The sequence below is a fragment of the Bradyrhizobium genomosp. III genome (genome assembly GCF_000261705.1).
In the GTDB taxonomy this organism is placed as follows: domain Bacteria; phylum Pseudomonadota; class Alphaproteobacteria; order Rhizobiales; family Xanthobacteraceae; genus Bradyrhizobium; species Bradyrhizobium ottawaense.
On record NZ_AJQF01000394.1, the window covers coordinates 1 to 25,747 of the forward strand.

Consider the following 25,747-nt stretch of genomic DNA (forward strand, 5'->3'; position numbering starts at 1 on the left):
TCGAGATCGACCGGGTAGCCCCAGACGGGGAGGAAATGCTCGTCGTAGCATTTCTGGAGCGCGGCTGTGAGCTTGGCCATCATCCGGTCGCTCATCATCTCCTCCGCGTAGTTGATGCAGGCAATGCGGACCGGCTTCAACGATCTGCCGAGCAGCGCGCGCCTCGCCTTCTTCATGGAAATCACCGTATGAATGTGAAACTGAAATGCGTTCAGCCTAACACGAACCTGCCGCGCACGTCAGGGATGTATCCCGTCGCCCGCTCCATCCGCCTAGAAGCGCCGGTTGACGACGAACACGGCGGCCGCGCACATCCCCATGCCGGCAATCGCCAGCGCGTCGAGCTTCTCTCCGAACAGCAGATAAGCCATCAGCGCGGTCACGGCGGGCACCAGATAGAACAGGCTCGCGACCGAGGTCGCCGCAGCGTGGCGGATCAGCCAGTACAATAGCCCGATCGATCCGATCGAGAGCGCGACCGCGAGCCAGCCGAGCGCGAGCACGAACTCCCGCGTCCAGTGCACCACGCGGTCTTCGAACAGGAAGGCCCCGATCGCGAAGAAGATGGTGACGGACACATATTGCACGAGATTGCCTGAGCGCCAGTCGATCTGGTTGCAGTAGCGGCGCTGATAGAGCGTGCCGAGGGTGATGCTGATCAGGGAGACGACCGAGGCAAGCCAGCCGAGACCGGCTTCACCGGTCATGGGACGGTTGTGCAGGATCATCACCACGCCGCCGAGGCCGAGCACGAGCCCGGCCCATTGCACCGGCGTCACCTTCTCGCCGAGCCAGCGGTTGGCGATGGTCGAGGTCAGGATCGGCTGCAGGCCCGGAATCAGCGCGGAGAGCCCGGCCGGGATCGAATGCGCGATCGCGATCGCGGTGCCGCCGAGATAGAAGCCGTGGACGAGAATGCCGGCGACCGCGCTGTGCGCGATGCCGGTGCTGTCAGGCCATTTCGGCCGCGCGATCGCCGCGATGATCGCCATCAGGCCGACCACGATCGCCATGCGGATGGCGAGATAGGTCAAGGGATCGGCATTGTTGACGACGTATTTGGTGCCGATGAATCCGGTGCTCCAGAGCAGAACGAACAGGATCGGCGCGGTGCGGGCGGTCAGGGCTTCTTGATTATGGTTCATTGCCGCCCTCATTGCCCCACCGGGGGCTATGCGGCAATGCGAATTTCGTGCGGACGATGCTGCGCTGCGACGGACGATGGCGGCTCAGTTCAGCCGCTCACCATTCTTCCGGACAGGGGTCGATGATCTTCCAGAGCTCGACGCCGTTCTTGATCTTCTTCATGTCGGTGGTGAGCCCGCCATTGCGGCGGATCCAGTCCTTCACCTTGTCGGGGTAGTAGGACATCAGGTCGGACGTGCCCTCGGAGCTGGTGACCTTGATGCCGAAGGTGAAGGCCTTGTCGTAATAGGCCTGGTGGAAGCCGAGGCTTGCCCGCGGCGTCACGCAGATCTTGTTCATCGGCACCATGCCGAGCACCAGCGTGCAGGCCGAGTTGCAGATGCCGTCGATGATGACGCGCTCGCCCTTCTCGCGGACGCGCTTGTACTTGGTCTTGTATTCCTCGACATAGCCGCCGTGGTCGCGGGTGATATGCAGTTCGGCCCGCGCCGGCGTGGCGGCGGCGATGGAGAGCAACAGCAGGCTCAGAAGCGTGATGCGCATGGCGGCGTGACGGCGAAAGCCTTCAGGAATGAACCGGCTTCGAAGGACCCGCGAAATGAGCCCCTAGGCCGGCAACAGGATTCTTAACCGAATAGTCTTTGGTCATACTTGTGTGGGGAATTCGTTAAGCATCCCGAAAAGGCCAAAAATGGGCAGCCTTCGACCGCATGTCGGGCAATTCTGTCACACCCACCCGGGAATCTGAGGGATTAGCCCCGATTTCCGGGCGCCGGACAGGTGCCCTGGAGGTGCGAAGTGGCTATAGATGGCTGACCTCGTGCGGGTTCCGGAGAATCGAGATGAGCAAGTTGACGCTTGTAGCCGCGGTTGCTGCCCTGTCGGCCGCAATCCTAGCCCCTGGCCTCGCGGAGGCGCGGGGACATCACCGGCACCACCGCCATTACGCCAATCCGCTGCCCTACCCGATCAGCTATCTGCACAATTACGGCCCCGGCATCACCCCCGGTACCTTCGCCTTTTACGACGGCCCGTCGACCAATCATTGCTACCAGAGCGCGGCCGCCTATGTCGGCCAGGACCGCCGCCGGCACCCCTGCTACTGAGGGGCGCTGGCGTGGCCTCTGCGGGCGCCTCTATTTGGCGGCGCCCGACAGCAGCAATTGCTTCTCGATCTCGTAGACCGGCAGCTTGACGAGGTCCTTGCCGACCTCGCCCCGCAGCGCCTTGCGCATGACGTCCGAATAATCGGCGCGGATCATCCCGAGCGCGCGCGGTGAGGCCACCATGGTCAGGGCCGTGGTCTCGCCGGAGCTGACGGCGGCATCGAGCCGGCCGGCAAGGCCGCGCAGGAAGGCGCGCTCGGCCTCATCGTGCCAATCGGTCTGCTCGGCCGAGCTGCGCAGGCCGCCGGCAGCGGCATGCAGGCGACCCGGCGCGTCGCTCCCTTGCGCGCTGGTCATGGGATTGGGCTGCTCGTGCACCTCCCTGGTGTGAAGGTTCGGAAACATCTCGTCGCCGAGGTTTTCCAGAATGAGCGCCTTGCGCCCATCGCACACGACCAGCCAGCCGCCCTTGTCTAATCTCATCTTGTCCATTGCACAGCTCCAAGCAACCTGTGAGCCGGCTCTCCGAATTGGTCGAAGGACTGGCCACGCGACAAGACTACGAACGAAGCCCCGACGGCGAATTGCGCAGGATCAAGAACCGCATCGATGTCCTGCGTGGCCATCGCAGCGCGGGCCGCAGCATTGGTCACTCGCGCGAACCTGGGATAGTCTGGCGGGGTCGAGGTCAGGCCTGCGGCGGACCGGCTGAAGATTTGTTCATCAGCATTACATTTCGGTTCCGCCACAATTGATCAGAACAACTTCGATATCCTGGATCGCGTCAGCGGAGGAAGACATCATGAATCTCAAGATCGGCCTCGTCGCCGCAGCCCTGTTCGGCGCCATGTTTGGCGCTTTGGCGACATCGCCGGCGGCGTCTGCCATGCCCATCGCGCCCGCGCCTGCGACGCCGCAGGCCTCCGGCATCGAGCAGGTCCGCATGGTCTGCGACGCCTGGGGGCGCTGCTTCTGGCGTCCGAACTACTATGGGTATTACGGGCCCCGGCCGTATTACGGCCCCCGGTATTATGGGCCGCGCTATTACGGTTACGGTCCACGCTATTATGGCCCACGCTATCGCCGCTGGTGACATCTGAAGGGGCCCTCGGGGCCCCTTCGCTTTTGCGAGATCATTCCTTGCGCGGTCATCACCAGCCTGGATCGATTCCAAAACTGATCTAGATCAAGGATGAAATCGGCACGCACCGTCATTCTACGGTGATGGCGGACTTGATCGTTTTTCGATGCCCCCAGACGGGCATGAACGTACAGACGGATCTTGAGAAGCAGCTGAGGCAGGAGAGACGGAGCTTTGCATCCTTCGCCTGTCCCGCCTGCACGCGGCTGCATTTCATCGACCTCGCCTCCGGCCAGCCGATGAGCCGGGAACGTTGACGGCCACATCGATCTGGACGGACGTCATGGCATGATGTCCGCAATACTACGGCCTGAAATTCGGTTTACTGAAACGCGATGTTTCGCCATTGATGGCGGTGTATCGACGTTCATTTGATTGTCACATTTCAGCAGCCGGCCAGACCATGTTGTTCGACGCCCTCGCTCCGTCCTCCGCTCTTCAACTGATCGGCTTTGCCGACGTCGATGCGTTTCGGCCGATCGAGACGATGGAGGACGCCAGAAGCATTCCGCTCGACATTCCGAACTTCGCCGCGGCCCGCGCCGTCGTCTCCCTGCCGGCGTGCCGCATCATCCTGATGAGATCGTTCGCGCGCATCCTCGACACCGCCTATCGGATGCCGGGCGGGATGGTGATCCTGTCCATGACCGACGACCTCCAGGTCAACTTCAAGGGCCTGGATCTCGACGCGCGCTTCTTCGTGACGCTCCGCGGCAACGATGAATGCCACTTCGTCGAGCCCCAGACCAATCATCATGCAATGATCATCTTCTCCCCCGAGCTCAAAGACCGGGGCTGGTTCGATCACGCCGACGATTTGCGGGCTCATGTCGCGAACCGGCCCGCCCTGCTCCACACGCGGCAACTCCTGCTCGACATCCTGCGAACCGCCTCAATGCAGCCGCTCCTGTTCGAGACCACCGAGGCGGCGGCCCATCTGCAGGAAGGCCTGCTGCTCGCGCTCGACGATCTGTTTCGGATCGATTCGATGTCGGATCGGAGCGCCTCGGTCCAGGGCGAGCGTTCGATCAAGCTGGTGCAGCGGATCGACGATTACGTCGCAGCCCATCCGACCGTGCCGATCTATACCGCCGATCTCGCCGGTGAGTTCGGCGTCTCGATCCGCACCCTCGGCGGCGCAGTCAGCAAGGTGCGTGGCATGAGCCTGCATCAGTACATTCGCCTCAAGCGGCTGTGGGCGACCCGCGCCCGTCTGCTCAAGGGCGGCGGCGCCACCGTCGCCACGTGTGCACGCGCGCAGGGCTTCCATCATCTCGGTGAATTTGCCGCAGCATACCGCGCGACGTTCCACGAGGCCCCGTCCGACACGCTGGCACGCGGCCGGCACAGCCGTATCCCGCCAGCCTGACCGACGCAGCAAGCCCTTGCGACGGTGCGCGGCATCAGCGCCGTTCTGGAACATATCTGGAACGCCAAGGAGGAGTGGCGCGCTCGGAGAGATTCGAACTCCCGACCCTCGGAATCGAAATCCGCCCAGTCCCTGAGCATCTCCAACGAACATTCTGAACTTTCCCGATCCGTTCATGCATTGACGGGATTGGGGAATTTCTCGCGTTCAGAATGCGATAGTGGAGATGACTATGCCTGAGATCCGCCTCGATAGCGCCCGCATTGAGCGCATCGTTTCTCAAACCCTGCGGGATGATGCCGGGCTCCGGCCCCTCAAGGCGAATGAACTCGCCGCACAGATCTGCATTCGGCTCAATGCGTCAATGGCTATGCCGACGAACCCTCCCCTCAGCGGCTATCGCATCATCCCCATCTCGCCGCCATTAGACAGTGCATTCAAAACGGCGGTGTTATCGAAAATCGCACGTGTCGATGATCTTGTGGCGCGAGAGCTTTGGAGTCTGGTTTACGAGCGAGGACAGGATCTGCCGCCAGCCGTTGCGGACTTACCGACGCGTCTGAGGTCTTAAATCGGTCGCCACTTTGTTTGAGCATCAACAATTCGGCTCGAAAGGTTCTGTTTCGATGCATAGTACTTTGAAACCGACTCAACGAAGTCCTTACCGTTGGCGGGACCTGACAGGTTTTCCGCCGATTTTTGTAGGCGCACCAAAGCGTCAGCAAACTCATCCACTTCATGCCTTGCATCTGGAAAGTGATTTCTCAGTTTCTCGGCAGCAGCGAAGGAATCTTGAACAGTTGACTTGAGGGCCTGTAAGTCCTCGGGCGACGTTGCGCTCTTGCCTAGGGCCTTGTCGGCAAATTTCTGAAGCACCAAGTTCATGTCATGATCAGCTTTCTCACTAGCCTCAATCTGCTTCTTGAGGGCCTCACGGTTGGCGGCGCGAAAGCTGGCGTAGTCTGATGACAGCCCGCCGATTAGCAGGCCGACCAGGCCTGTGAGCGCAGCCAACCAATGCTCTCTAAAGAGCTTTTTGATCGCTTCGATCATGGCTAGTTATCCCGTCTAACAGTTGCCGGACTTCTGAGGCCAGTTCGTTTGGCCACGTCTCTTGCTCGCTCGCATGCGGCGGGCCATCCATCGAGACCTAAAAGCTGTATCTGCCGAAATGCCTGCTTGGCCACTTCTGCCGTGCAAGAATCATTGGCCGCAGCTTTCGAGTTTGTCATGATCATGTTGCCCGCCTCGGTTTGGGCCACTGCGTCGGGTCCTACGTCAATCGCGATGATGAAGAGAACGGACGCAACGAGAGGAGTAATTCTCTGCCCAATGAGAGAGATGAATCCGGGCGAGTTAATATTTGTTTGCAGCTGAGCAAGATAATCGCCTGAATCGATGAAGGCGGCATGCTCAAAACTCTTGACTTCATTTTCTCTATCCTCAGCTATCGCCTTCGTGTTCGCCGCGGCGAAGTTGAAAAAGCCTTGAAGCAAGGCGTCATCGAAGGTGTCGAAATCCGCGCTGGTCACCTCGAAGCGAGCCGAATAGAGATCGTTGATTGAGTAGTTGCCGTAGGCCAGCTTATAGAATTGTCCTCGCAAAGAGCGCTCTACAATGAAGGCCGCGTTCGGCTTTTGTAGCGCATCCAAGATTGCAAAAGGAAGCTCGGTTTTAGGCAGCCTAGCTAACCAACGAACATTCCGCGCTGGAAGCTCTTCATTGCCAAACAGGCGAGGCACCTTCTCGGTCTCGTACTTGGAACCAGACGAGCGTACCTCCCCGATCAGGACCTCATCCATATAGGCCCTCGGGGGTACGATGACGAGATCGCCCCGCTTTATTTTCTCGTAATAGGTGCGAACCAGTCCCTCCAGCTGCGCCGCACTATTGCCGCCCCCGTCACCATAATCACCTAATTTGCCAGACGGACGATCATCGGCCGGCTGGCCTCGCCTGTACCAAGCCCGGAAGGCCCTGGAGCGGTTGACCCGCCGTCTCAGGTTTTGTTCATTGAGCGGTACGTCGGCTTCTAATTTAAGCCCCGGAAGCTCGGCTATTAGACTGCTGTTTTCTCGAAATTCGCGGTAAAGTCGGTACCCCTTTCCCGGTCGGACCACGAAAACATTATGTTCTTCCGATAAAATTCGCGCGTTCAAATCAATCGTTATCATTATCCCCCCGGCCCCGAGGCAGTACAACCAGGGTAATTACCTTGCAAAGACGAACAAGCCAACGTGGAAGATAGGCCTAGCGCGTAGAGGTATCATATGACCACCCTCACCCGCAGATCCGACAATCATAATGGCTGGCACGTCTATTTCGGAGACGTCCGGATCGGGCAGATCGGCAAGCGATCCGGCGTGCCCACCCACGCCGATCAATGGGGCTGGATTCTGGGCTTTTATCCAGGCACGACCGCCCGGTTGACCGGCAGCGCGGTATCCTTCGAGCAAGCCCGCAAGCAGTTCGAGAGTGCATGGTCGCGGCTCGCGCCGACCCTGTCCGAGGACCAGTTTCAAATCTGGCGGCGAGATCGCGACTTCCACGCCTGGAAGTATCGGATGTGGGAGAGAGGCTGCCTGTTGCCAACGCAAAAACAGGACGGCCGGGCGCGCTGCTTTTGCGGTGAGGCTATCACCAATGCCGATATCCCGTCTCACATCCAGGCCGCTCACCGCGGAATCGGTGCTTGAAGTCCGCGCCGAGAGCAAACTGACGAAACTGAGGCAGGGTCGAAACTTAAGGTAGTAAATACACGCCAAGTGAACAAAACAGGACCGATTATATGCAAAGGTTGTTCTTGGCAGGAGAACAACGGGCCCCGCCAGCCTCGCACCCACGATAATGTACAGCTAGTCCAACTATTCGTTGCGAATCTAGCCGCAATCGGGAATGTCTGGCAACGCGCGCCTATTTTTTAGGCTGCGCCGAACGGCCTCAGCATCCGAGCCAGCCCCGGAACTGCTTGAGGCCGTTTTGCGTCTCGTCAAAGAAACTGCGGCATGACCATTGCTACAGCTAAGCTGACTGGGATTTCAGCGCTCAGTTCGAGAATGAAGCGTTGCCGGGACCTATATTTCGAGCCCGGCAGCGTTCTCTTTTGAGACTCGTGGGACAGTCGCCAGCGTGAACCGGGGCCTTCGTCAGGCATGGTTGCTCTGTTTACCACTGGGATTTTTACTGCTGCGTTTGAAAAGGAAACGCTGCCCGGACATGGACTTCGAGCCTGGATCTCCAATTTTGGCTGCGCTCGTCTAGATCGCACGGCGCAAACGAACGGCCCCAGCTTTTGGCGGCTACTGGGGCCGTTGGAACGCTCCGACACGTAGGGGGCTTGGAGCCGGAGCACATGAGCAACTCTGACGCGTGCCTGTGGTTCCTAGATCACCGCCGCCCTTCTACTGGTAGCCCTTCGGCTGCTCTGGTGGGCTTGGAGGCGGCATACCGAAATCCTTAGCCCGCTTTGCCGCTAGTTTCCTGTAAGCAGCAGCCTGGTCGAGTAGCTGGCTTTTGAATGCCGAATCCGGCTCGCCGGCTGCCAAACCTTCCAGAGCCACGGCTCGATCCAAATACTCGGTCAGCAGCCTCATTGGGCGAGTTAGTCCTTGTCCTCGGTCCAGGTGCGTTCGCCGCACTGGCATTCGAACACACGGACGGTGAGCCCGCGCAAGGAGTCCATCATATTATGGACGAGCTTGGGTTGAGCGCCGCACTTACAGCGCCGATCTTCCCGCGTCTTAGGCCCTGAGAATTTATCGCTACTGAAATAATTCAACGTACTCACCCTGCCAGAGGTAAGTTCCTAAGTCCCAAAGTGAACATTTGTTCCAAACCTGTCAGTTGTCTCTAAGCAGTGGCCGATCCAATTGCGGATTAGAGCGCCGGAATATGCCGCGGCTCGTAACGGCATCCACAGCGGTCGCAACTAACCTTCGCTCCCGTGCCTACTTGCATGCGCCGTAGTATTGCGAAGGAACGAAGCTGCCTCCCAAGATCGAATGTCGGCTGTGCACCGACTTTCCGTCCGTGTGACTAATCGAAGTCGTCTGAATTACGCCTGTCCCCAACGTCTCTGCAAACGTAATGGCCTGATCACCATTGAACACGGCTACGTCGGACATTCCAGCATTGCCGATGAGGACGGCCTTTTTCGTCAAGCTATCTAAGGCAAACTCGAGCCTAAAACTTTCTCGCTGCACCCCTGCTGGCGATGCCATTACATCATACTTGCAAACCCAACGAAGCGTGTCAGCGCGCGCTGGGGTACACACAAACCAAGCTTGCGCCGATAGTACCGCAAGAAAAACAACCTGAGCCTTCATCTTCCCTCCCATTTTGCGCTACAGGAGCTAGACTGCCTCAATTTTCGGAAATTTCCGACATCGCTTTGATAGCAAGCGGAATGATTTGCGTCTTTTCTTGAAACTGCCTTTTCTGCTGGAGCTGCCATGCCCGCCTACCTAGTTCGCACCATCGAAGAGCGTGATTTGGTCGGTGTATTCTATGCTGCCGACGTCCACGAGTTGGCCTACATGCTCGATGAGGTCTTAGAGCCGAACTATTGTGAGTATACGACGATTGGACCCGGGGGCGTCATTTGGGAGGAGCCTGCTATTGCGATCCCAGTGCCCAAACCCAAAGGTGACGATGACGACAATAGTGAAGGCATCCCATGGAAGGACGCTCGTTTTACAGAAAACTGGGCTATGCTCGTTTATAACAAAGGCGGAAAACGCTGGAGAAAGATAAACGTTACCGTTGAGGATCTCTATGGGATCGATCCAGAAACGCCTGATCCCGATCCACCTCCACGCCCAAAATCACAGCGAGCCGGCACGGTGCTGCCGTTCAGGCGCCGCAATCAACCCAAGTGAATGTTGAACTTGAGCCCGAGCCCGCCGCTGGAGGGGCGCCAGCCGGGATAAAAACCGGGACTCCCTATTTCTTGAGTTCGGCAGCCAGCTTGTCAAGGTCGGCCGCTTGGCTTGGCTGGTCTGGAATGTTCAAGGCCCAAATGATGATCTTGCGAAGAAGGGCGCGCATCACATAAGCCCTTTCACATATGCCTTGGCTTGCGCCACCGTCAAAGCCTGCTTGCCCTCTAGCACCTGAATGCGATTGAGCATCGTGAACAGCAGTTTCACAAGCTTATGTTGGAAAACTTCGTCGGATTGATTCTGCTGATATCCATCAAGGATCGTTGTCGGAAGCGGGCGCGGCACGTCGGGATAGCCTTTGGCCAGAACCTGTCCAAGACTTGTTTCAGTGTCGATCGCGGCGGGAAAATTGTTCTGTGCGGCCCAAGATTGATACCTGCTATCAGTTACGGGGACGTAGTCCCCGATCTCGCTGGAGTAGGCCTTGCTTTGGTCTGCGCCGACAAACCAGTACCATCTAGTCAAGTCATAGAGAGCAGACATATTGGCTCCTTTATACGTACACGCCGGCCCCAGTGCCAGCAATACTTCCCGGCAAATATGATGTGCCGCCGCCGTTGGTGTTGATTACCGCGCCAGCAGATGTGATGTACTTTTTGCCGGTCATCGTGAAGCCACCCAAATTGATGGTGCGGGCACCTGCCACAATGAGCATCGACGAACCAGGGTCAGCGTAGAAAAACGCATCGGTCCAAGACATATTGCCGGTCATTGTCATCGTCTGACCGAAGGATCCATAAAGATCGATGATGCCCCCGATATGCGCGTAGAAAATCTCGCGCCAGCCAGAGCATGCACCCATTGTAATGTTACCGACAAAATGGATGTAGGCGTTCGCGTAGCACGACACCATGTCGTAGCCGGTGTTTGTTCCACCGTTCAAGGTTATAGGACCAACGTTGATAGTGCCGGTCCCGTTATGAGAAATGAGGGCGCCCGTGTTGGCACTAGTTGTCAACGTACCGTTCTGGATTGTGAAATTTCCGGGCAAGGGTACTGTGCACGAAACACAAGTTGCGCCCGCAGAAGCGCTGATCGTCGAAGCGCTATTCAATTCGAGTATGACGTTTCCGCCGCCACTCCAAGCGCTAGATATGCTCAGCTCTGCAAACGTCCCTGACACAGCACTAATCGTTACATTGTGTCCTCCGAGATCTAGCGTCTGAGCAATGACGTTATAAGCCTTCTGGAGCGTCAGAAAGGCGCCGCCGGCAGAGTTGGTGAGGCCGTTGTTTGAATCGCTTCCGTCAGTCCGCACATAGTATGTTCGGTCTGCCGCGAGGAGTTCTCGCCCTGGGTGAATGTGATCCGCGCGAGCGAACCGAGTTGACGTGCCAACGGCGGCGGTCGCTAGCGTCCCAAGCGGGTTTACCGCTGCGGCCTGTCCGATTACAAACGCGGTGCTTGCAGCCTTCGTGCTGCTGTCGCCAACTGACTGCGTGGTGACAAACAGCGACGTGCCGTCCGTTGTTGCCCCGCTGATGCCACCTAGGGCGCCGCTGTTGTTATATTGAATCTGCGTATTTGATCCGCCCGGAGCGCCCCCTGCCGGGGCCCATGTCCCATCGCCCCGCCAGAACGTCGACGAGCTTGCACCTGTCCCAGATGCGAAGTTACTAATTGAAAAGTTCCCGCTGATGCCGCTTGCGCTCACCGCGGCCCAGGAGCCATCACCGCGCCAGAATGTTGAAGAACTGGCGCCGATGCCGCTGGCAAAATTTCCGATAGAGAAATTCCCGCTAATGTCGCTCGCGACAATCGAAATGGTCCCGGCCGGGAAGGTTTGAACGGCGCCCCATGTCTGCGAAAAATTCAGCAGGGCAAATTGATAGGTGATCGGACCAAGCGTATCTGGGCCCGTGCCGCTGCTCCCAGGCGGCAACTGCACCGTGGGCGGCAGGGAGGTGATGATATTGGTCATTAGTATTTGATCATCACGTTGAGGAAGGTGGAGGGCTGCATAATGCTAAAGGCCGTACCCGAACCGATTGACGATCCGCTAAAGGTTGTCGTTCCCTGTGATGCGGAGATGCTTGCACCGGAGTTCCCGCCGCAAGCGAACCCGCCGCCGCCCGTCGTGGAGCTGCCGGCAATGGCGTTGTGCGAAATTGAAATAGAGCCGTTGCTGATCGTGCCTGAGGGCGTGAACGTCGGAAGATTGCCCGTGCCGAGCGAAACGCTCTCAGCACCAACATTCGCGCCCAGCAAGCGCACGGTCAGACCAGATCCGGCACCACTGATCGCCAGGGCCCGACCGAGGGCCTTTGGAAGCGCCAAAGCTTTCAGACCGGCCCAATCAGCCGCAGCCGAAACGCCAAGGCCGCCAGTGACGGCACACCAGGCATTCGAGGACGGCTGGGAAATGTTGGTCCATAGCAGGGTATACAGCGCCTGATAGGTCGCCCCGGCCGCGGTCGCGCCAGAACCGGCATTGCCGATCGTCCCGTCATTCATCATCAGCCAGCCGGTGTCGGCCGTCGTCTTGTAGCTCAGCTTAACGTCGCCCGTCGAAAAGAACGCTCCCGTAGTCGTGTCAACGTAGTTTTTGGAAGCCGCATCCGTCGCAACCGTTGGATCCGCGATGCCCGTAATCTTGTTGCCGCCCATGGGCAACGCGGCAGCCATGGCAGAGCGGCCGTTGCGGTCGAGCGAGTTCGTCAGCTCGCTCCCGATGTCGGTAATCAGGGTGTTATAAGCCGAGCTCGAAATGCTGGTCCCGCTGACGGCGCTGGTATTGGCCGGCTGCTGGTATGAGCCGTTTGCTTGTCTAGGCATTGCCCCTCACGAAAAAGGCCCCCAAAAGGGAGCCGTTGGCGGAAAATTCCAATGGATTAGGTCAGTTTCCGGGGTTGAGCCGGTTAGGAGTCGGGCCGTTCCCATGGTAATTTCGGCAGATATTCGCCTCCTCACCACGCGGAACTATGGCCCGAATCCTGATCTGCACGGCCTTGTTGGTCGGCGTCATCGCCGGCCTAAAGTGGCTGTTGAAATGGTCCTTTGACGGACTCGGCTTTTGGGCCGGGTTGACGATATGCGCTGCAATTTGTGCGGTCGGCCTCGTTATCGCTCGTTTAGTCGATAACGCAGATAATCGTTCGCGAGCAGAGACGCCGCGAGCGCCGCACGGTTTCCAATAGCTGGAGCAGCCGCCGCATTCTCCCCGCGCCGGCCGAGCGCATCAATCAAAGCCTGCAAATAGGCGTCACGTTCTGCACCTTGCGCCGAAAGCACCCGCGCAGCCTCGCCGTAATGCCGGGTTTGATCGGACCGCATTCCGTTGGCGATCCATCCTGCCGTTTTCTTCGCACCCGTCGCCAGCAAGCCGGTAAGGCTCATATTCGGATTGAGGAGCGGCGTTTCCGTCGACGGGTCCGGCTTAAGAGCCTTTGCCGCCGCCGTGCGTTGCGCAGTCTGCGAGTTCTCGACAACCTTGTTATGGGTGTCCCGGAACTTCAGATTGCGCTCAACCGAGGCGATGAGATCGTTAGCGGCGTCCTGCCCGTGAACGGTCGCAAGCTTGGCCGTATTCCAACCGCCCTCGCCCTGCAATTCGCTGCGCAGCGCCTGGAGATCGTTTGCCTTTGTTCCCAAGAGGCGTTCGATGTTGCCGCGGCTTCCCTTGGCAAACGCGATCTTTTCGCCTTGCGATAGAGGGTCAAACTCCATCGCGAAACGTTCAGGGGACGGGGTCGTTTTGCCGGACCCGAGATATTGCGTTCCGGCCTCGACTGCATCCGCTCGCTTCGCCAGCGCCGCAGATTGCCGGTTAGCCTCACGATAGCCAGGAACCTGCTTTTCCAGCGCATCATTGATCGCGCCGCGCATCAGCTTTAGAGCGCCCTGCTGCCGCTGGAGCGCGCCGGCCGGTACACCCAGGCCGGGAGCGTCGTATTCAATGACGTTGTCGAGCTCGCCCTTGATCTTGTGCAGGAGGCTTGCCGAGTCGTGAGGAATGACCTTGCCGTCCGCCGCCGCAACAGGTGCCGGCGCCGACCCAAGCGGCTTATTGCCGGGGAAGGAGCTTTCGTGCTCAAGCTGCGTCACCACGCGGTCGACCGCCTCGTCCGGAGACAAGCCCTTTTCGCGCATCAGATTAATAGCGCGGTCCTTGACGTCGGAATCAATCTTGTCGTAGCCGGCCGCCTTCAGATCATCCTCAAGGCCCATTGTTTGCCGGTCGTAATCGTGCTGCTCCCGCTCGCTACGCGCGGAGTTTTCGCGCTTGGTCTTGAAGTTTTCGAAGCCCTCCGGATAGCGCTTTTGGCCGCGCAACTCGGCCTCGATCGCGTCGAGAAATTCGGCCGGCGTCGAGGTGCCGTTTTTTGATCCCCGGAAATATCCGGCCTCCTCCGCGGCCTCTCGCATCCGGTCGACGCGCTGACCGTCCTTGCCGACCACGTTGAAGAAACCGGGCTTACCGGGCACCTGGGCGCGATGCCCGAACGCCAGGCCGACAGCTTCCAACTCCGGATCAGGCCGCAGTCCGCCCTTGGACGCGATGAATTGCAGGAGGCTAAGAGGCTGCTCTTGCGTCGTCGTCTTCGCTTGCTGCTTTGCGTAGGCATCCGCAACAGCGTCCCCATACTGAGACCGCAGCGCCGCCGTTGTCGGATCTTCCGTGACAGGAACAGCCGGAGCGGGCGAAGCCGTCGAGGTCTTTGCAGACGCCGCAGCCGCTGACGCCTCCTCCTCTTTGGTCAGCATCTTCTTTAGATTGCTGAGCGCACGATGCTCCATGCTTCCGGTCGGGGCCTGTTCAAGCCGCCTAGTCAAATCGGACATGAGCGGGGAGATTTCGACCGACGGGGCCTCGTCGAGGGCCTTCGGGTAAGCCTTGGCGTCGACTTCGGACCGATAGCCGCGAATAGAGTTTGTAACCGTCAAGGGATCTTCAGCCGGCCCAAGGGCGCGGTTAACGTCGCTCATGATCCGGGAGTTAGTCGCATCATTCCGCCCCGTGAGAGCGTTGCTCATAATTGAGCGCGCCTCGTCGCTGTTGAGCGTGACGCCCTGAGCCTTGCCGAGCATAGCCGGGCCTGCATCTGCCAACATGGCATCATTACCGAGGCGCCCGACATTTGAGCGCACAGCCTGCGGCCCATCGGCCAGGAGCGCGTCCGCCAGGATCTTGGAAGCACCGCGGGACATGTTGTCGGCATTGCCGCGGAGATAGTCCGCAACAGCGCCATACCCGGCGCCAATGCCGCGAGCCGCAAGAGGGATGGAGACACCGAGCGCGCCCCCAACGCCCGCGCCCTTCGCGGCGTGCTTTGCCGTGTCCCCCAAATCCGTCAGATCGGGAGATTCCGAGACGCCCTGGACGCCGCCGATCGCACCACCGGTCAACAGACCGGCCAACGACTTGGCGTAGAGCGAGACCGGTTTCGCCGCAGCCCCGACAACGCCAACAGGCAACAGAGCGCTGCCCACCAGGTTGCCGGCTGCATTCGCGATCGGCGCCGCCTCCTGGAGCCGCTTATCTTCCCCGCGCTGCTTAGCCAGGTTGCCGGAATAATCTCCGAACTCGCCACCGATGCCGGTCAATGCGCCCATACCGGCCGCGAAGCGATCGGCAAACGGGATGCCGTTGGCAACCGAGCGCACGGTATCGTCAAGGACGCCAAACGCGCGCTTTGTCTTCTCACCCGCCGAAAGATTCGGCGCGGCGTCCGGCTGCGACAGATCAACGCCAGTTGGCTGCCCGTTCGCATCGATCGACATCGCAAGAGCTGCCGGCGCCGCCGGAGCTTCCTTGGTCGCAGCAACAGAAGGTTTCCCGGCCGGGTAATTCTGCTGCATAACAGACACAATCACCTTATCAGGCGTGCCGGCCGGAAATTGGACCAGCGAGCCGTCAGGCGCCTGAATCTGGATCGGATCGGCCATTACTTGAGTTTCCCTGTCGCGGGGTCATAGACGCGGATTGGCGCGATGTTCTTTTCGTGCTGACCTGCAAGCCCGGAGTTGGTCCCACTGTTCTGGAAGTCCGGGAGCACATAGCTTTGCGTCAAATCTTGCCCGGTCACGGGATCCTTGATCGGGTGGGCATCGTCGTATTCGGTCAAAATCTTCTGGACCGTAACGGGATCAATCTTCTTGCCCTGCGAGATCGCACGAGCCGTTGCCTCACGAACCGCGTTGCCCACCGCAACGTTGCGCTGCTCGATCTGGGCCTGGATGCCGAGCAGGCGCTGGTTGCCCGTCAGCGTCATTTCGAGACCCGGATTTGCCTTCAGGAAGTTAGCCATTTCGAAGTTTGTCACGCGAGATCCAACCGCACCCTTTGCTTGGGCGCCGGCCATCTGGCGATTGAACTTGGTCAGGAACTCCTTGTCGGAGAGGTCCTTTTCATCAAACGGCTTGTCAATGCCGATCGCAGACAAGCCGGCATTGATCGACTTCTGCAATTCAAGCCGCTCATTCGCCGCCAGGCCGCCCGTAGAGCCGCCGTTTTTCTGGATTGCGTCAATGGCGCCCTGCATCGCAGCCACGTCACGCGCCCTTGCCTGGGCATCCTCGACACCGTTCGCCAGCGAGGCATGAGCCTTGCCGAGACCTTCCGCCAGTTGCTTGTCGTAGGTCTGGCCGCTGTTCATGTCGACGTTGTTACTGATGTTCGTCGCGCTGGCCCGCGCCTTCGAGGTCGAGAAGGTCGCATAGTCCATCGGCGCCGGCTGCTCAGGCGTCGGCTTGAACGTGCCGGTATAGAATTGATATTCCGCAACGCTATTCGGAAGACTCTTGTTCGGGTCAGGTAGGGCGCCCGTCAAGGTGAACGCCTGATAAGCCGGGGTGCCGGGTTGCAAGCCGTAAGCCAGAGCCGCCGCCGCGCGATCGGCCGCAATATCGCTTGTCGAACGGTCCGCTCGTTCCGCCGCCCGCTTCTGAAGGCCGAAAGAGGCTTCCCAATGCCGATCGGAGACCGCGTCACGCGCAGCCTGTCGCTGGTTATCCGCCACCTTGGAAATGGTCTGAAGCTGGGTTGGATTCGCCCACTGATTGCCGGATAGCGCGATCATGGCTTGCGGCGAAATGTTGCCGCCGCCCCCGAGAGCTTCCGCAAGCTGTTTTTGGTAGCTCGAGCGGCCGTCCTGCTCCATCTGCCGGGCGCCGCTTCGCTCAAGGCCGCCGATCAACCCCTGAGCAAGCCGGTTGACGCCCTGCCAAGGGCTGGCGATCGGAGACGAGTCTCCCGCCTGCTTCAGAAGCGCGTCAGCATATGCTTGCCGGCGCTGGACTTCCTGAGGAGAACCGGAGGTGTCAATCGTGTAGTCAGCGAGTGCCATCTATGCGCCTCAGTTCAGCGGGCCGTAAAACGGGCTGCTCATATTGGAATTGTTGAATGCAGAGCCACCGGCCAGGCCCCCACCCCCGCCGCCACCGAACAGGCCGCCGAGAGAGCCACCGAGAGACGCGCCCATAGGACCGCCGAGGGCCGCGCCGCCGATGGTGCCGAGCGTTCCGAAAATCCCGCCCATCATCGCGTTATTCTGCGCAACCTGGTTTTGGTAATTCTGCTGCGCCAGGCCTGCATAGTTCGTGCTGGCAACGTTGGTCGTCGGCGTCGAGACGTTGCCCGTGGTCGGATTGGTCGGCGCCGTGCCGCTCATCAGCGCCTGATAGCTGGTCAGGGGCGAATTGTATTCCGCAAGCGCGGTATTCGCTGCCGTCTGGTAGTTCGCAAGGTTCGCGGAATTGTATGCGTCGTTTTTGCCCTGGTTGAAAACGCGCATTGCGTTGTCATAGGCCGGCGTCCCCGGCGTGACGCCCTGAGCTGCCAGCTTGGATTCCTGCTGATCTGTTGCCTGCGCCCACTGCGGATCCAGCCGCGACCTGTTGAGCGCATCGAGCTTCGCGGCCGTCCCGTTATAGGAAAGATCCAGCCCTTTGCCGGAGAACGCCCCTTGGCCGCTCGCCATCAGCTTGGCTGCCGCGTCCTGGGCGCCCTGCTGGTTAGCCGTGTAGCCCTCGTAAAGCTTCTGCTGGGGAGCAGAAAACGCCGTGTTGACGGTATACTGCGGCGTCCCGTCAGCATTGGTCCCCGTCTGGACATAGGTCGTCGTCCCATAGGGATTGCTTTGATTATACTGATTTAGCTCCTGCTGCGTCTTTGCAGCATTCACATTGTACTCCTGCTGCATGTTGGCAGTCTGGACAGGATCGGGAGCTTTTGGCGTGTTCATTTCAGGCGAACCACTTTCTGTTCTGACCGGAGAAGCCCAAAAACGACAGCGTCGCCGTCGTCAAAAAATTCGCGCATGATGCCCTCTCGCTTGAAGCCCATCGCTTCCAGCGCTCGAATTGCGGCCGTGTTGTTGACTGAGGTCCGCGCAGTGACGCGGCGAACCCGCGCGAAGCAATAACGCAAGATGAAACGGATCACCTTGACCGGCCAGCAATGGCCGACCGCCGTTACTTCGATGTTCCGTTCCGGCGTGTAGTCGTTCAAGATAATTGCGCCAACAATGACGCCGTTCTCGACCACCACAAGGCCAATCATGGGATCGGCAATGCTGACTTTCAATTCGCGTTCGGCAAACAACCGGGCCCGTTGATCGTCCTGGACGCAATCAACCGATCGCATTGCAGTTTTCATACAGAACTTCGGTCGCGGTCAGCCGCACGTCCGGCGTCGTCGACGACGAAAGCGTGAGCTGGAACACCGGCGAAATAACGGTCCCGAATCCTTCGGCCGCCACCCACTGCGATTGATCGGAGATGGTTGGGGGCCAGACTCCGGCATCCCACAACGCACTATCCCAAATCGCGCCAGTCGGGGTCGAAACGCTGGCGGTAGGCTGAGCCGGCTTTGTCGTGTCGAAATCGGTTTTGACCGTCAGTTGCGGCGTGATGCCGAATGCCGACTGGATGCGAGCTCGGATCATCTTCACAAACTTGCGGATGCCTGGAGAGCGCAAGGATGAATAGGACGGGAAAACCGTCATGGTGTAGTTGGCGCCATCGTCTTGCCCGCCAGTTTCACCTTGCAAAACGCGGCCGTCCGAGGTGCCATAATAGAGCTTGTTATTGTAGACCCCGAAACAGTTGGCATCCCATCCAACGTATCGCGCCCATGCGCCCGTTCTGGCGTTCGAAATAAACTGGATTTTGTCGCCGGCCGTCGCCTTCGGAAGATTGACAATCGCCATGCTTTCGAGCGGCCACGTCACCAACTGCCACCCGGAGATTCCGGTTCGGTCGATAACGGCTTGCCGCCAGGCCGGCGCAATGGGTTTGGTAATCGCGCTGTTCTGAAGCGCGATCTGATCCAGCGACATGACGGCAGACATCGGGACAATGCCGTCTTCCGTCATAATGGCGAGATCGCCGCCAGCCCGCAGGAGACATCGCCGCCCGAGCGGCTTGGAGATCTTGTAAAGCCCCTTAAGCGACCAAGCCGTATCGGCTGGGGTAAGGCCGTCGTAAATCGCAACCTCGCCCTCCGAGGTAATCAGCGTCAGAACCTCATAAAGGCCGCTGTTGGACGAGATCGCCCAGGAGGTGCCGGCAACGATCGAGCCGCCAAATTTGAAGATGCCCGACATATCGACTTGCGTTGCCGCACCGCCGATCGCATTGACTGCGAGATACCAATAGCTGAGCGAATTGGCCTGCACGCCATAAATGCGATTCTTGAACGGCCACACAAAGGCGAGATTGCCGCCAGAAAGACCCGTAATCGCTGGCGACGTCGTCCAGGACGATCCGTTATAGAGCTGCGCTGCGTCGACGCCATTCACAGCCATCAACCACGAGGCGCCGGAGTTGGTGAATTGAGTGTACTCAACTATTGCGCTGTTGCTGAGACCGGTTACAGCCGCAGCACCAACCGCCCCCTGGTTCGTAATGTCGAAAATCGAGCCGGCGCAACAGGCAAAGAACTTGCTTGCAGAGGCCGAATTGTACGGGATCAGCGTGGTTACAGGTGCGCTCGCCATTCCCGTGGCATAAGCCAGCGATCCGCCGCGCATACGAACGTAATCGAGCTGCGGGAACGCATTGTCGAGAATGTATGCCGTGCCCGCGGGGGCATCCGCAAGATTGGCGCCCACGTACCAGCCACCGGTTGGCGCCGGCAGCATGGCAGAGCGAGAAACCGCGCCCCTGGATTCGCGCGACTTCGCCCGCAGAGCCTGCCTCACGGAATCACCGTAACGACGCCAGGCCAGACGGAGGAAGGCGTAACGTTGAAGGCCCGCGCCATCTGCACCACACGAGCGCCGCCGTCATGGGCCGCCTTTTTCTGCCGCTCAGTCTCCCAACTGCGGAAATCTTCCGCATAGTCGAGCCCCTTAGATTGCTTCCAGCGCCAGATAATGCCGCGCGTCAGGATCGTTTCGGGGAACAGGACGAAGTCACTATCAAGCGTCCATCGCGGCTTGCGGGTCAATCCATCCGCTGTGCAAACCGGGTTGGTCGAATAGAACTCGAAATTGACAACCTCGCCGGACGCGAGCGCGGGCCAAATCTCGAGCGTGCCACCGATCAGACGGCAGACAGGCCGCACAGGCATAACCGGAAGGGCCTTAAGCGCCAGCAACTCAACGTCCGAAACCCATTGCAACGGGATCGAGGGATATTGTTGCGACCACAGCGACGGACCGGCCAGGATCCGCTCAAAATCACCCGGAAGAATGAATAACGTGGTCGTACCGTCACCGCTAAGCTGGGCCGCAATGCGCGACTGCCGCCAGTTAAAGTCCGACCACGTTTCGTCCGCTTCCTTTTGAGCAAACGCCACGAACTGCAAAACCGTGTTGTCCACGTTGGAAATGGCCTGGGAAGGCTGGTTCAGCCCGCACAGGACCATTGCGTCTTGGACACAGGTTAGCAGTGACATTTATAGCGCTTCCGTGATTTCGTTGACGGCGTTCGGTCGGTTTCTCAGGCTGCGGCCTTGTCTTTCGTTTTTTTTTGCGACAACTCCGCAAACTGAGCTTCGAGCAGAGCAATGCGCTGCTTCAACTCCTCGTTTTCGGCCGCGTATTTCTGAGCCGCCGCGCTGTTGTTTGAGACTTCCAGAAACGCCTTGGCTTTCGTCACCCACTCACGGCCACCGAGCCCGAAAGCTTGGATGGACGTATCCGAGAGGTTTGCGAGCTGCTCGACCGTGTGAACGTTCACCGCCGAGAAGTCTTTCGCCATGCTGCGGGTCATGGCCGGCCACTGGATCAGCGGCGTCCCGATAGCCTGTTCCTGATCCTTCAACCCGTTCTTGAAACGGGCATACTCCAGGGCGAAGCGCTGCTTGTCGCTGCCCGTGGCTTCACGCTCAGCCGAATAGTTGCGGTCTCCAGGAATGTGGATCCGAACGAACTCGCGGTCTTCATGAATCGGCCTTCCGGCCTCCTCGGACTTAAATTCCTGCTTGACGCTCTCAATGTAAAATTCGACGTGCAGTCCGTGCCCTTGATCGGCCATAAGATTCTCTCTGTTGATGGAGAAGAAAAAAGGGACGGCTCGAAAGCCGCCCCAGGTTGTTTGCTACCCGGTAAGCCGGGCCGGTCTTAGTTGGTCTTGTCGATGTACGGCCACAGGATGCGGGCCTGAGCCAGCAACGAGTTGGTAATCGTGACAGTGCCCGACGCGGTCGCGTTGGCCGACAAGGTGATGCCGGTGATCTGCGTCCCGTTGTACTGGATGGACGAGATGGTCTGCGATGCCGCAATACCGGTCGCGGAAAGGGTCGAACCAATCCACGACGGGCCGCTTTCGGGGGTCAGGCCGGTAACGCCGGTCACGATCGGAGAACCGTTCGTGGTCGTACCGGTGAACGTGCCACCGACCGCCTTGGTGATATAGAGACCAACAATCAGCTTCGAGCTGACAGTGGCCGAGTTGGGGAAGTTGGCCGCACCGCCGGTCGCGGTCGTTTCCGCCAGGTTGCCGAGCGTGGCAACGGTCGTGTACTTGACCGGCATCTGGCCGGCGCGAGCAAGCCAGAGGTAATAGTCAGAGCCGGTCACGGTCGTGACGGACTGGCCGTTGACGCCGAGGCCGACGCCGCACACCATGACCTTGGAGCCGCGCGGGCTGTTGGACGTGGTGAGCAGAGTAGCGGTGTAATCGTCATCGACCGTGAACAGCAGGCCCGGCGAAAGAACCTGGTTCGAAACCGACGTGTACTTGCAGTAGACCCATTCGGTTTCCGCATCGCCATAGGCAACGTGACCGAGGCGATACTGAGGGACGATAACGCCCGAGCCGAGAACGGCGGGGCCTTCCACGACGAACGGATTGACGCCGTCGATGGCAGTCTGGAAAGTTGCGACAGTCATTGGTGATGCTCCTTTAAGCGGTCAGAACGCCCTGGAGGAACATGTTCGACGTGGTCAGGTTGCCCATCCAGCCGATCAGCTTCACCAAAGCATCTTGGTTCGGGTTGACGCGCTCGCCGCCGATTTCAACGAAATTGCGCTGAGCGTGAGGACGCAGGTAGATGTATTCGGTATTGAGGAAATACATCGAGTTGGTCGGAGCACCGCCGCCATAGCCACCGTCCAGGACGACGTCGGCATTCATGAACTTCAGCGAGGTAAAGCCGGCCTGAGCCATCTTGTCGGAGGTGATCCGCTGGATGGTCTGGAGCGACGAGTGATAGAAGCCGTAATAGTTGTTATCGGCCACGATCAGGTCGGGATGGTCCGCGCCGCGGGTGGTCTTGTACCAAAGCTTGTTCATGTAGGTCTGAACATTGGTCGACGAGGTCGCGCCGCCGCCGTCGTTCACGCCCGAGAACTTCTGGTTCTGCCAGAAGGGCCAGGATGCGCGCGGAATGCCGCCGTAAGTGCCCGAGGTCGGGGAAGTCGATACGGCCGCCTGAAGGCCGCCGATCTGCTTGCCGCCGTCCGCCGTGCCGTCCGAGTAGCAATCCAGAGCGATGTTGTTGCGGAGCGTCTTCTGAGCGTTCTTGATGCGCGCAGCCAGAAGCTTAATCATCACTTCCTTGCCGCTGTTCTGCATCTGCTCGAGGCCCGAGATGGAAATCGCGGCAACAGCCTGTTTCCAGTCGAACTCGGCAGCGGTCAGAACGTCGGAGGGCGCGATGTTCAGGAGGTCGTAGCCGGCATAACGCTTAAACGTGCCGTTCTCCTGGTATTCAATTTCCTGCACGATGGTACGGCCGCCATCGGCGGTATCCACCTTGCCCTTTTCCAGAAGGCGGTTGAGCAGCGCGTTGTTCTTCGAGACCGCGTCTGCCGGCTTGCCGGTGCGGTTTCGCAGAGTCGTGGTGATGATCTCACCCAGATTCGGGGAGGTTGGCATATTTCAATCCCTTTGAAGGTTAGACGGATGCCGCCTCAAATTGAGCGCGGATTTCATCCTCGAGTGACAGTTCGGGCCCCCTGCCGACAGCGCCGGGAACGGGTGAACCCGTGATGGATTTGGAAGCTGCGCGGGCCTGAGTTGCCGCCGCCGCCTTTGCGCTCGCGTCCGATTGCGTCGACTGCTGCTTGATGAGCACCGCGCGAATTTCGGGATTTGACCAGCAAGCTTTTTCGTATGCGTCGGGCAGTCCGTCCGCCAAACCGAGGTCTAGCAAACGTCCCATTTCGGACTTGACGTTATCGAAAAACAGATGGTTCGGGTCTGATGCGAACTTCTCTATTTCCGTTTTAACGCCCATTTGATCTTGCTGGGCAATCCTGGTCTTGAGTGCAGTCAATTCCTGCATGATTGGCGAGAGGTCGACGCGCTGGCCGTTTTGATGGGCCTGGGCCTCACTCGCTTCACCGTTTGCTGGTGATCCGCCGTAGCGAGTGACGATTGCGTTAGCCAACTGAAGGGGATTGATCCCCTGCCGCTGGCAAATCTGGCTGATGCCGCCAAGAAAATCTTGGCGCAACGTGTTCTCAATTCCGATGTAGCTTTCCAGCGCCTTATCAAGGGTCGTGCCGGACTGTCGCGCCATTTCGGCGTAACGCTCGATCGGCTTGTATTCCTGGAGCTTCGCAAGCCCCTTGTCGACTTCCACCTCCCGCTTGGCGACTGCCAGACGGATAGGATGGTCTGCCGGCAAATCCGCATAGGCCGCTTTCGCCGCGGGAGACCAGCCAGGAGGCGGCCGGCTCGCGTCGATCGGCGCCGCGTCGCTGCTCTGGACATCGGCCTTAAGTGCCGCCGCAGGATCTTTGACGGCTTCCTTGACGACGTCCTTGACCGGGTCTTTCACCGCGTCCTTGACGGGCTCGGCTTCCGCCCTTGCCGCCTTCGGAGCAAACCGCCCCCTGTCGTCGCGGTTGTCGTCGCGGGCCGCCTTGCCGTCGTCGACGAGCTCGGCCGGCGCCGCTTCATTCGCTTCCGCCTTGTCGAACTCAGCCGACAGCGCCGCAGCCAAGTCAAAGTCATCCGTTTCCGCTACAGCGGATTCGTTCTCAATCGCCATTCTCTCTTGGGGGTTGCGCCCAGACAGTTGAAGTCTGCCGGACTAGCTTACTTTGTCGAACGCTCGGGCAACTTCGGCCTCAATCGGGGCCGTAGGAATGTCGTCATTGTCACGAGGCTTGATCGTATCGTTTCCGACCTCGATCATGCCGTTAGCGCGATAGTGCCGGCGCAATTCCGCCTTGCTGTCGAAGCGCTCGCCGGAAACCATGCTCTGGATGCCGTCCAGGCTGTCAGAAATGACCATGGGGCGCGGCAATTCGGAACGTGCGCTCGTCTTGACTTTGAAGTGGTCAAAGCACGCACGGGGCCACGGCTGCCCGAGATCGTGCCATTCCCCACAAGCGCGGCAAAGTCGTTCGGTCATGCGTAATTCGTGTTTGAGACGAAGCCGACCTTGAGCCGCTGACCGACAGCCACACCCTTAAATTCGATGTCGCTCGTTCCCATCGGCTGCATTGACGTCGTCGGGCTTGGCGCCGTCGCCACTTGCAGCGAACACGGCGCGTTGACCTTGATGCGAATGATACTGGTCGCATCGTTGAAGGGGTTTTGGGTCGATGCCGCGCCGCCAGTGAAGTCGACGACCTGTTCCGCAAGCGGCGGCTCAAGCGCGATCTGGATTGGCTGGCCGCCCACCATGAGCAAAATGCTCTGATATTCCGAGACAGTTGCTAGTAATGCCATTTATCCGCCCACAATCGTAGAGGTGCCTAGTTCGTTAAAACTCAAGGCGCCATCGATGCTCTGCGCTGTCGCGTAGGCATATTTAGCGCCGTTGATTTCGTCGTAAGACGTCCCGAGCTGGGAATTAATGAACGCCAACAAGCGGCCGTTGTAATCGCTGCCCGGAACCGCATTCGCGTCAAACTTCGCGAGCCAATCCCCGTTGTAGTCGAGCGCAACCCCCGTCGACGTTCGCAAGGTCTGCTCGCGGTCGCCGTCGTTGCTCATTGCTGGCCCGGAATCATCTGAGGCGAAACCGGCTGTTGCTCCTGAGGAGCCAAAGCAGCCGCCGCCACTTCGGACGCACGATCGGCCATAGCGTGGTGATGCTCCAGCACCTGCCCGGCAACCTTGATTTTGGCCGCCTCAACCTTCGCAGCGCCTTCAACCTGGGCCACATGAGCGTCAGTGACAGCGCGATTAGCTTCCGCCGCCGCCTTGGTCTTGGCAGCCTCGAGCTTGACCTGTTCGCCCGGATCCGCCTGGGGCGGGCGCGGTTGCGATAGCGTGTCCGAGATATTCGCCATGGTCTTTTCAATGAGGTCTTCGAGCTCGGCGCCAACCTTGAAGCCGCGAACAGCCCATTGCAGCATCCCGCCAACAAGCGGCGCCATCTGAGGCATTTGCTGCAACATCGGCCCGAATTTTTCGAAGTAGCCACCGACCGCGGAAACAAATTCAGTCCGCTGTTGCTTGTCGGCAGCCTGATCGGCCGAAATCATCGAATCCACTTCGACGTCGATCCGGAAACTACGCATAAGGTCATCGCGCAAGAGCGCCACCACAGCGTCAATCGTTACCGGCGCCGGGCCCGTCTGCTGCAGAGGCGCGGGAGGCGCAGGCATAGGGGACGGCGCGGGCATTGGTGCGGCGCCAGGCTGCGGGCCAGGCATCGGAGCACCGGGAGCCATCATCACTTGGCGCGGGCCCTAGC

The 25,747-nt window shown here is 59.5% G+C and carries 30 protein-coding genes; 7 read left to right on the forward strand and 23 right to left on the reverse strand.

Features of this window, described 5'->3' with window-relative positions; all coding sequences use genetic code 11:
* Positions 1-272: 272 nt before the first annotated feature.
* Positions 273-1,145, reverse strand: coding sequence for a DMT family transporter (locus IC66_RS0131790; protein WP_038950352.1), 873 nt, complete (start codon positions 1,143-1,145; stop codon positions 273-275).
* Between the two features lie 97 nt (positions 1,146-1,242).
* On the reverse strand, positions 1,243-1,689 hold the full coding sequence (locus IC66_RS0131795) for a hypothetical protein (RefSeq protein ID WP_028140958.1): 447 nt from the start codon (positions 1,687-1,689) through the stop codon (positions 1,243-1,245).
* A gap of 299 nt (positions 1,690-1,988) precedes the next feature.
* On the opposite strand from IC66_RS0131795, the gene IC66_RS0131800 reads away from it, so the two are divergent.
* Positions 1,989-2,252, forward strand: a complete 264-nt coding sequence (locus tag IC66_RS0131800) for a hypothetical protein (protein WP_028140959.1) — start codon at positions 1,989-1,991, stop codon at positions 2,250-2,252.
* Positions 2,253-2,282: 30 nt separating this feature from the next.
* Here IC66_RS0131800 and IC66_RS0131805 read toward each other — a convergent pair whose 3' ends face one another.
* Positions 2,283-2,744 (reverse strand): host attachment protein, encoded by a 462-nt coding sequence (locus tag IC66_RS0131805; RefSeq protein WP_038950353.1) that lies wholly within the window; start codon positions 2,742-2,744, stop codon positions 2,283-2,285.
* A gap of 310 nt (positions 2,745-3,054) precedes the next feature.
* On the opposite strand from IC66_RS0131805, the gene IC66_RS0131810 reads away from it, so the two are divergent.
* The 4 genes from IC66_RS0131810 to IC66_RS0131830 all read left to right on the forward strand — a co-directional run bounded on the left by IC66_RS0131810 (position 3,055) and on the right by IC66_RS0131830 (position 5,333).
* On the forward strand, positions 3,055-3,345 hold the full coding sequence (locus IC66_RS0131810) for a hypothetical protein (RefSeq protein ID WP_038950354.1): 291 nt from the start codon (positions 3,055-3,057) through the stop codon (positions 3,343-3,345).
* A gap of 170 nt (positions 3,346-3,515) precedes the next feature.
* On the forward strand, positions 3,516-3,650 hold the full coding sequence (locus tag IC66_RS48990; protein WP_283806373.1) for a hypothetical protein: 135 nt from the start codon (positions 3,516-3,518) through the stop codon (positions 3,648-3,650).
* A gap of 146 nt (positions 3,651-3,796) precedes the next feature.
* Entirely contained in the window at positions 3,797-4,762 is a 966-nt protein-coding gene (locus IC66_RS0131820; RefSeq protein ID WP_038950356.1) for an AraC family transcriptional regulator, read from the forward strand.
* A gap of 232 nt (positions 4,763-4,994) precedes the next feature.
* Positions 4,995-5,333: a hypothetical protein gene (locus IC66_RS0131830; RefSeq protein WP_157158113.1), complete on the forward strand. Its 339-nt coding sequence runs from the start codon at positions 4,995-4,997 to the stop codon at positions 5,331-5,333.
* On the opposite strand, the gene IC66_RS0131835 is transcribed toward IC66_RS0131830, so the two are convergent.
* Positions 5,330-5,815: a hypothetical protein gene (locus tag IC66_RS0131835; protein ID WP_038950359.1), complete on the reverse strand. Its 486-nt coding sequence runs from the start codon at positions 5,813-5,815 to the stop codon at positions 5,330-5,332. The genes IC66_RS0131830 and IC66_RS0131835 overlap by 4 nt on opposite strands.
* A 2-nt stretch (positions 5,816-5,817) precedes the next feature.
* Complete coding sequence (locus IC66_RS0131840; protein WP_157158114.1) at positions 5,818-6,936, reverse strand: hypothetical protein; 1,119 nt, start codon at positions 6,934-6,936, stop codon at positions 5,818-5,820.
* Positions 6,937-7,032: 96 nt separating this feature from the next.
* Here IC66_RS0131840 and IC66_RS0131845 point away from each other — a divergent pair, with 96 nt between their 5' ends.
* Positions 7,033-7,458: a hypothetical protein gene (locus tag IC66_RS0131845; protein ID WP_038950361.1), complete on the forward strand. Its 426-nt coding sequence runs from the start codon at positions 7,033-7,035 to the stop codon at positions 7,456-7,458.
* A 705-nt stretch (positions 7,459-8,163) separates the two neighbouring features.
* On the opposite strand, the gene IC66_RS0131850 is transcribed toward IC66_RS0131845, so the two are convergent.
* Positions 8,164-8,355 (reverse strand): hypothetical protein, encoded by a 192-nt coding sequence (locus IC66_RS0131850; protein ID WP_038950362.1) that lies wholly within the window; start codon positions 8,353-8,355, stop codon positions 8,164-8,166.
* Between the two features lie 858 nt (positions 8,356-9,213).
* Between IC66_RS0131850 and IC66_RS0131865 the strand changes: the two genes are divergently transcribed.
* The gene (locus tag IC66_RS0131865) at positions 9,214-9,639 is read left to right on the forward strand and encodes a hypothetical protein (RefSeq protein WP_038950364.1); all 426 of its coding nucleotides are present in this window, start codon (positions 9,214-9,216) and stop codon (positions 9,637-9,639) included.
* Between the two features lie 168 nt (positions 9,640-9,807).
* Here IC66_RS0131865 and IC66_RS0131875 read toward each other — a convergent pair whose 3' ends face one another.
* From IC66_RS0131875 to IC66_RS0131960, 17 genes are all read right to left on the reverse strand, one after another.
* Positions 9,808-10,185 carry a hypothetical protein gene (locus tag IC66_RS0131875; protein WP_038950365.1) on the reverse strand — a complete coding sequence of 126 codons (378 nt, stop codon included), beginning with the start codon at positions 10,183-10,185 and terminating at the stop codon, positions 9,808-9,810.
* A gap of 10 nt (positions 10,186-10,195) precedes the next feature.
* Positions 10,196-11,623, reverse strand: a complete 1,428-nt coding sequence (locus IC66_RS46550; protein WP_157158115.1) for a hypothetical protein — start codon at positions 11,621-11,623, stop codon at positions 10,196-10,198.
* Positions 11,623-12,477 carry a hypothetical protein gene (locus IC66_RS0131890; RefSeq protein ID WP_038950368.1) on the reverse strand — a complete coding sequence of 285 codons (855 nt, stop codon included), beginning with the start codon at positions 12,475-12,477 and terminating at the stop codon, positions 11,623-11,625. The genes IC66_RS46550 and IC66_RS0131890 overlap by 1 nt, the downstream gene beginning before the upstream one ends.
* A 285-nt stretch (positions 12,478-12,762) precedes the next feature.
* Positions 12,763-15,588, reverse strand: a complete 2,826-nt coding sequence (locus tag IC66_RS0131895; protein WP_038950369.1) for a hypothetical protein — start codon at positions 15,586-15,588, stop codon at positions 12,763-12,765.
* Positions 15,588-16,988, reverse strand: coding sequence for a hypothetical protein (locus tag IC66_RS0131900; protein WP_157158116.1), 1,401 nt, complete (start codon positions 16,986-16,988; stop codon positions 15,588-15,590). The genes IC66_RS0131895 and IC66_RS0131900 overlap by 1 nt, the downstream gene beginning before the upstream one ends.
* 9 nt (positions 16,989-16,997) lie before the next feature.
* Positions 16,998-17,885, reverse strand: coding sequence for a hypothetical protein (locus IC66_RS0131905; protein ID WP_038950371.1), 888 nt, complete (start codon positions 17,883-17,885; stop codon positions 16,998-17,000).
* Positions 17,882-18,298: a GNAT family N-acetyltransferase gene (locus tag IC66_RS0131910; protein ID WP_157158117.1), complete on the reverse strand. Its 417-nt coding sequence runs from the start codon at positions 18,296-18,298 to the stop codon at positions 17,882-17,884. Before IC66_RS0131910 ends, IC66_RS0131905 begins: the two co-directional genes overlap by 4 nt.
* Positions 18,273-19,844, reverse strand: a complete 1,572-nt coding sequence (locus tag IC66_RS0131915) for a hypothetical protein (protein WP_157158118.1) — start codon at positions 19,842-19,844, stop codon at positions 18,273-18,275. The genes IC66_RS0131910 and IC66_RS0131915 overlap by 26 nt, the downstream gene beginning before the upstream one ends.
* Entirely contained in the window at positions 19,841-20,542 is a 702-nt protein-coding gene (locus IC66_RS0131920; RefSeq protein WP_157158119.1) for a hypothetical protein, read from the reverse strand. The genes IC66_RS0131915 and IC66_RS0131920 overlap by 4 nt, the downstream gene beginning before the upstream one ends.
* Before the next feature lie 44 nt (positions 20,543-20,586).
* A complete protein-coding gene (locus IC66_RS0131925) occupies positions 20,587-21,123 on the reverse strand; it encodes a hypothetical protein (RefSeq protein WP_038950376.1) in 537 nt (178 codons plus the stop codon).
* An 86-nt stretch (positions 21,124-21,209) separates the two neighbouring features.
* Positions 21,210-21,980, reverse strand: a complete 771-nt coding sequence (locus tag IC66_RS0131930; protein WP_038950377.1) for a hypothetical protein — start codon at positions 21,978-21,980, stop codon at positions 21,210-21,212.
* Positions 21,981-21,993: 13 nt separating this feature from the next.
* Positions 21,994-22,968, reverse strand: a complete 975-nt coding sequence (locus tag IC66_RS0131935) for a phage major capsid protein (RefSeq protein WP_038950379.1) — start codon at positions 22,966-22,968, stop codon at positions 21,994-21,996.
* A 19-nt stretch (positions 22,969-22,987) separates the two neighbouring features.
* Entirely contained in the window at positions 22,988-24,088 is a 1,101-nt protein-coding gene (locus tag IC66_RS0131940) for a hypothetical protein (RefSeq protein WP_038950380.1), read from the reverse strand.
* 42 nt (positions 24,089-24,130) lie between these two features.
* Complete coding sequence (locus tag IC66_RS46555) at positions 24,131-24,454, reverse strand: hypothetical protein (RefSeq protein ID WP_157158120.1); 324 nt, start codon at positions 24,452-24,454, stop codon at positions 24,131-24,133.
* A complete protein-coding gene (locus tag IC66_RS0131950; protein WP_157158121.1) occupies positions 24,451-24,774 on the reverse strand; it encodes a hypothetical protein in 324 nt (107 codons plus the stop codon). The genes IC66_RS46555 and IC66_RS0131950 overlap by 4 nt, the downstream gene beginning before the upstream one ends.
* Entirely contained in the window at positions 24,775-25,041 is a 267-nt protein-coding gene (locus tag IC66_RS0131955; RefSeq protein WP_038950384.1) for a hypothetical protein, read from the reverse strand.
* Positions 25,038-25,586, reverse strand: a complete 549-nt coding sequence (locus IC66_RS0131960; protein ID WP_157158122.1) for a hypothetical protein — start codon at positions 25,584-25,586, stop codon at positions 25,038-25,040. Before IC66_RS0131960 ends, IC66_RS0131955 begins: the two co-directional genes overlap by 4 nt.
* Positions 25,587-25,747: the final 161 nt, after the last annotated feature.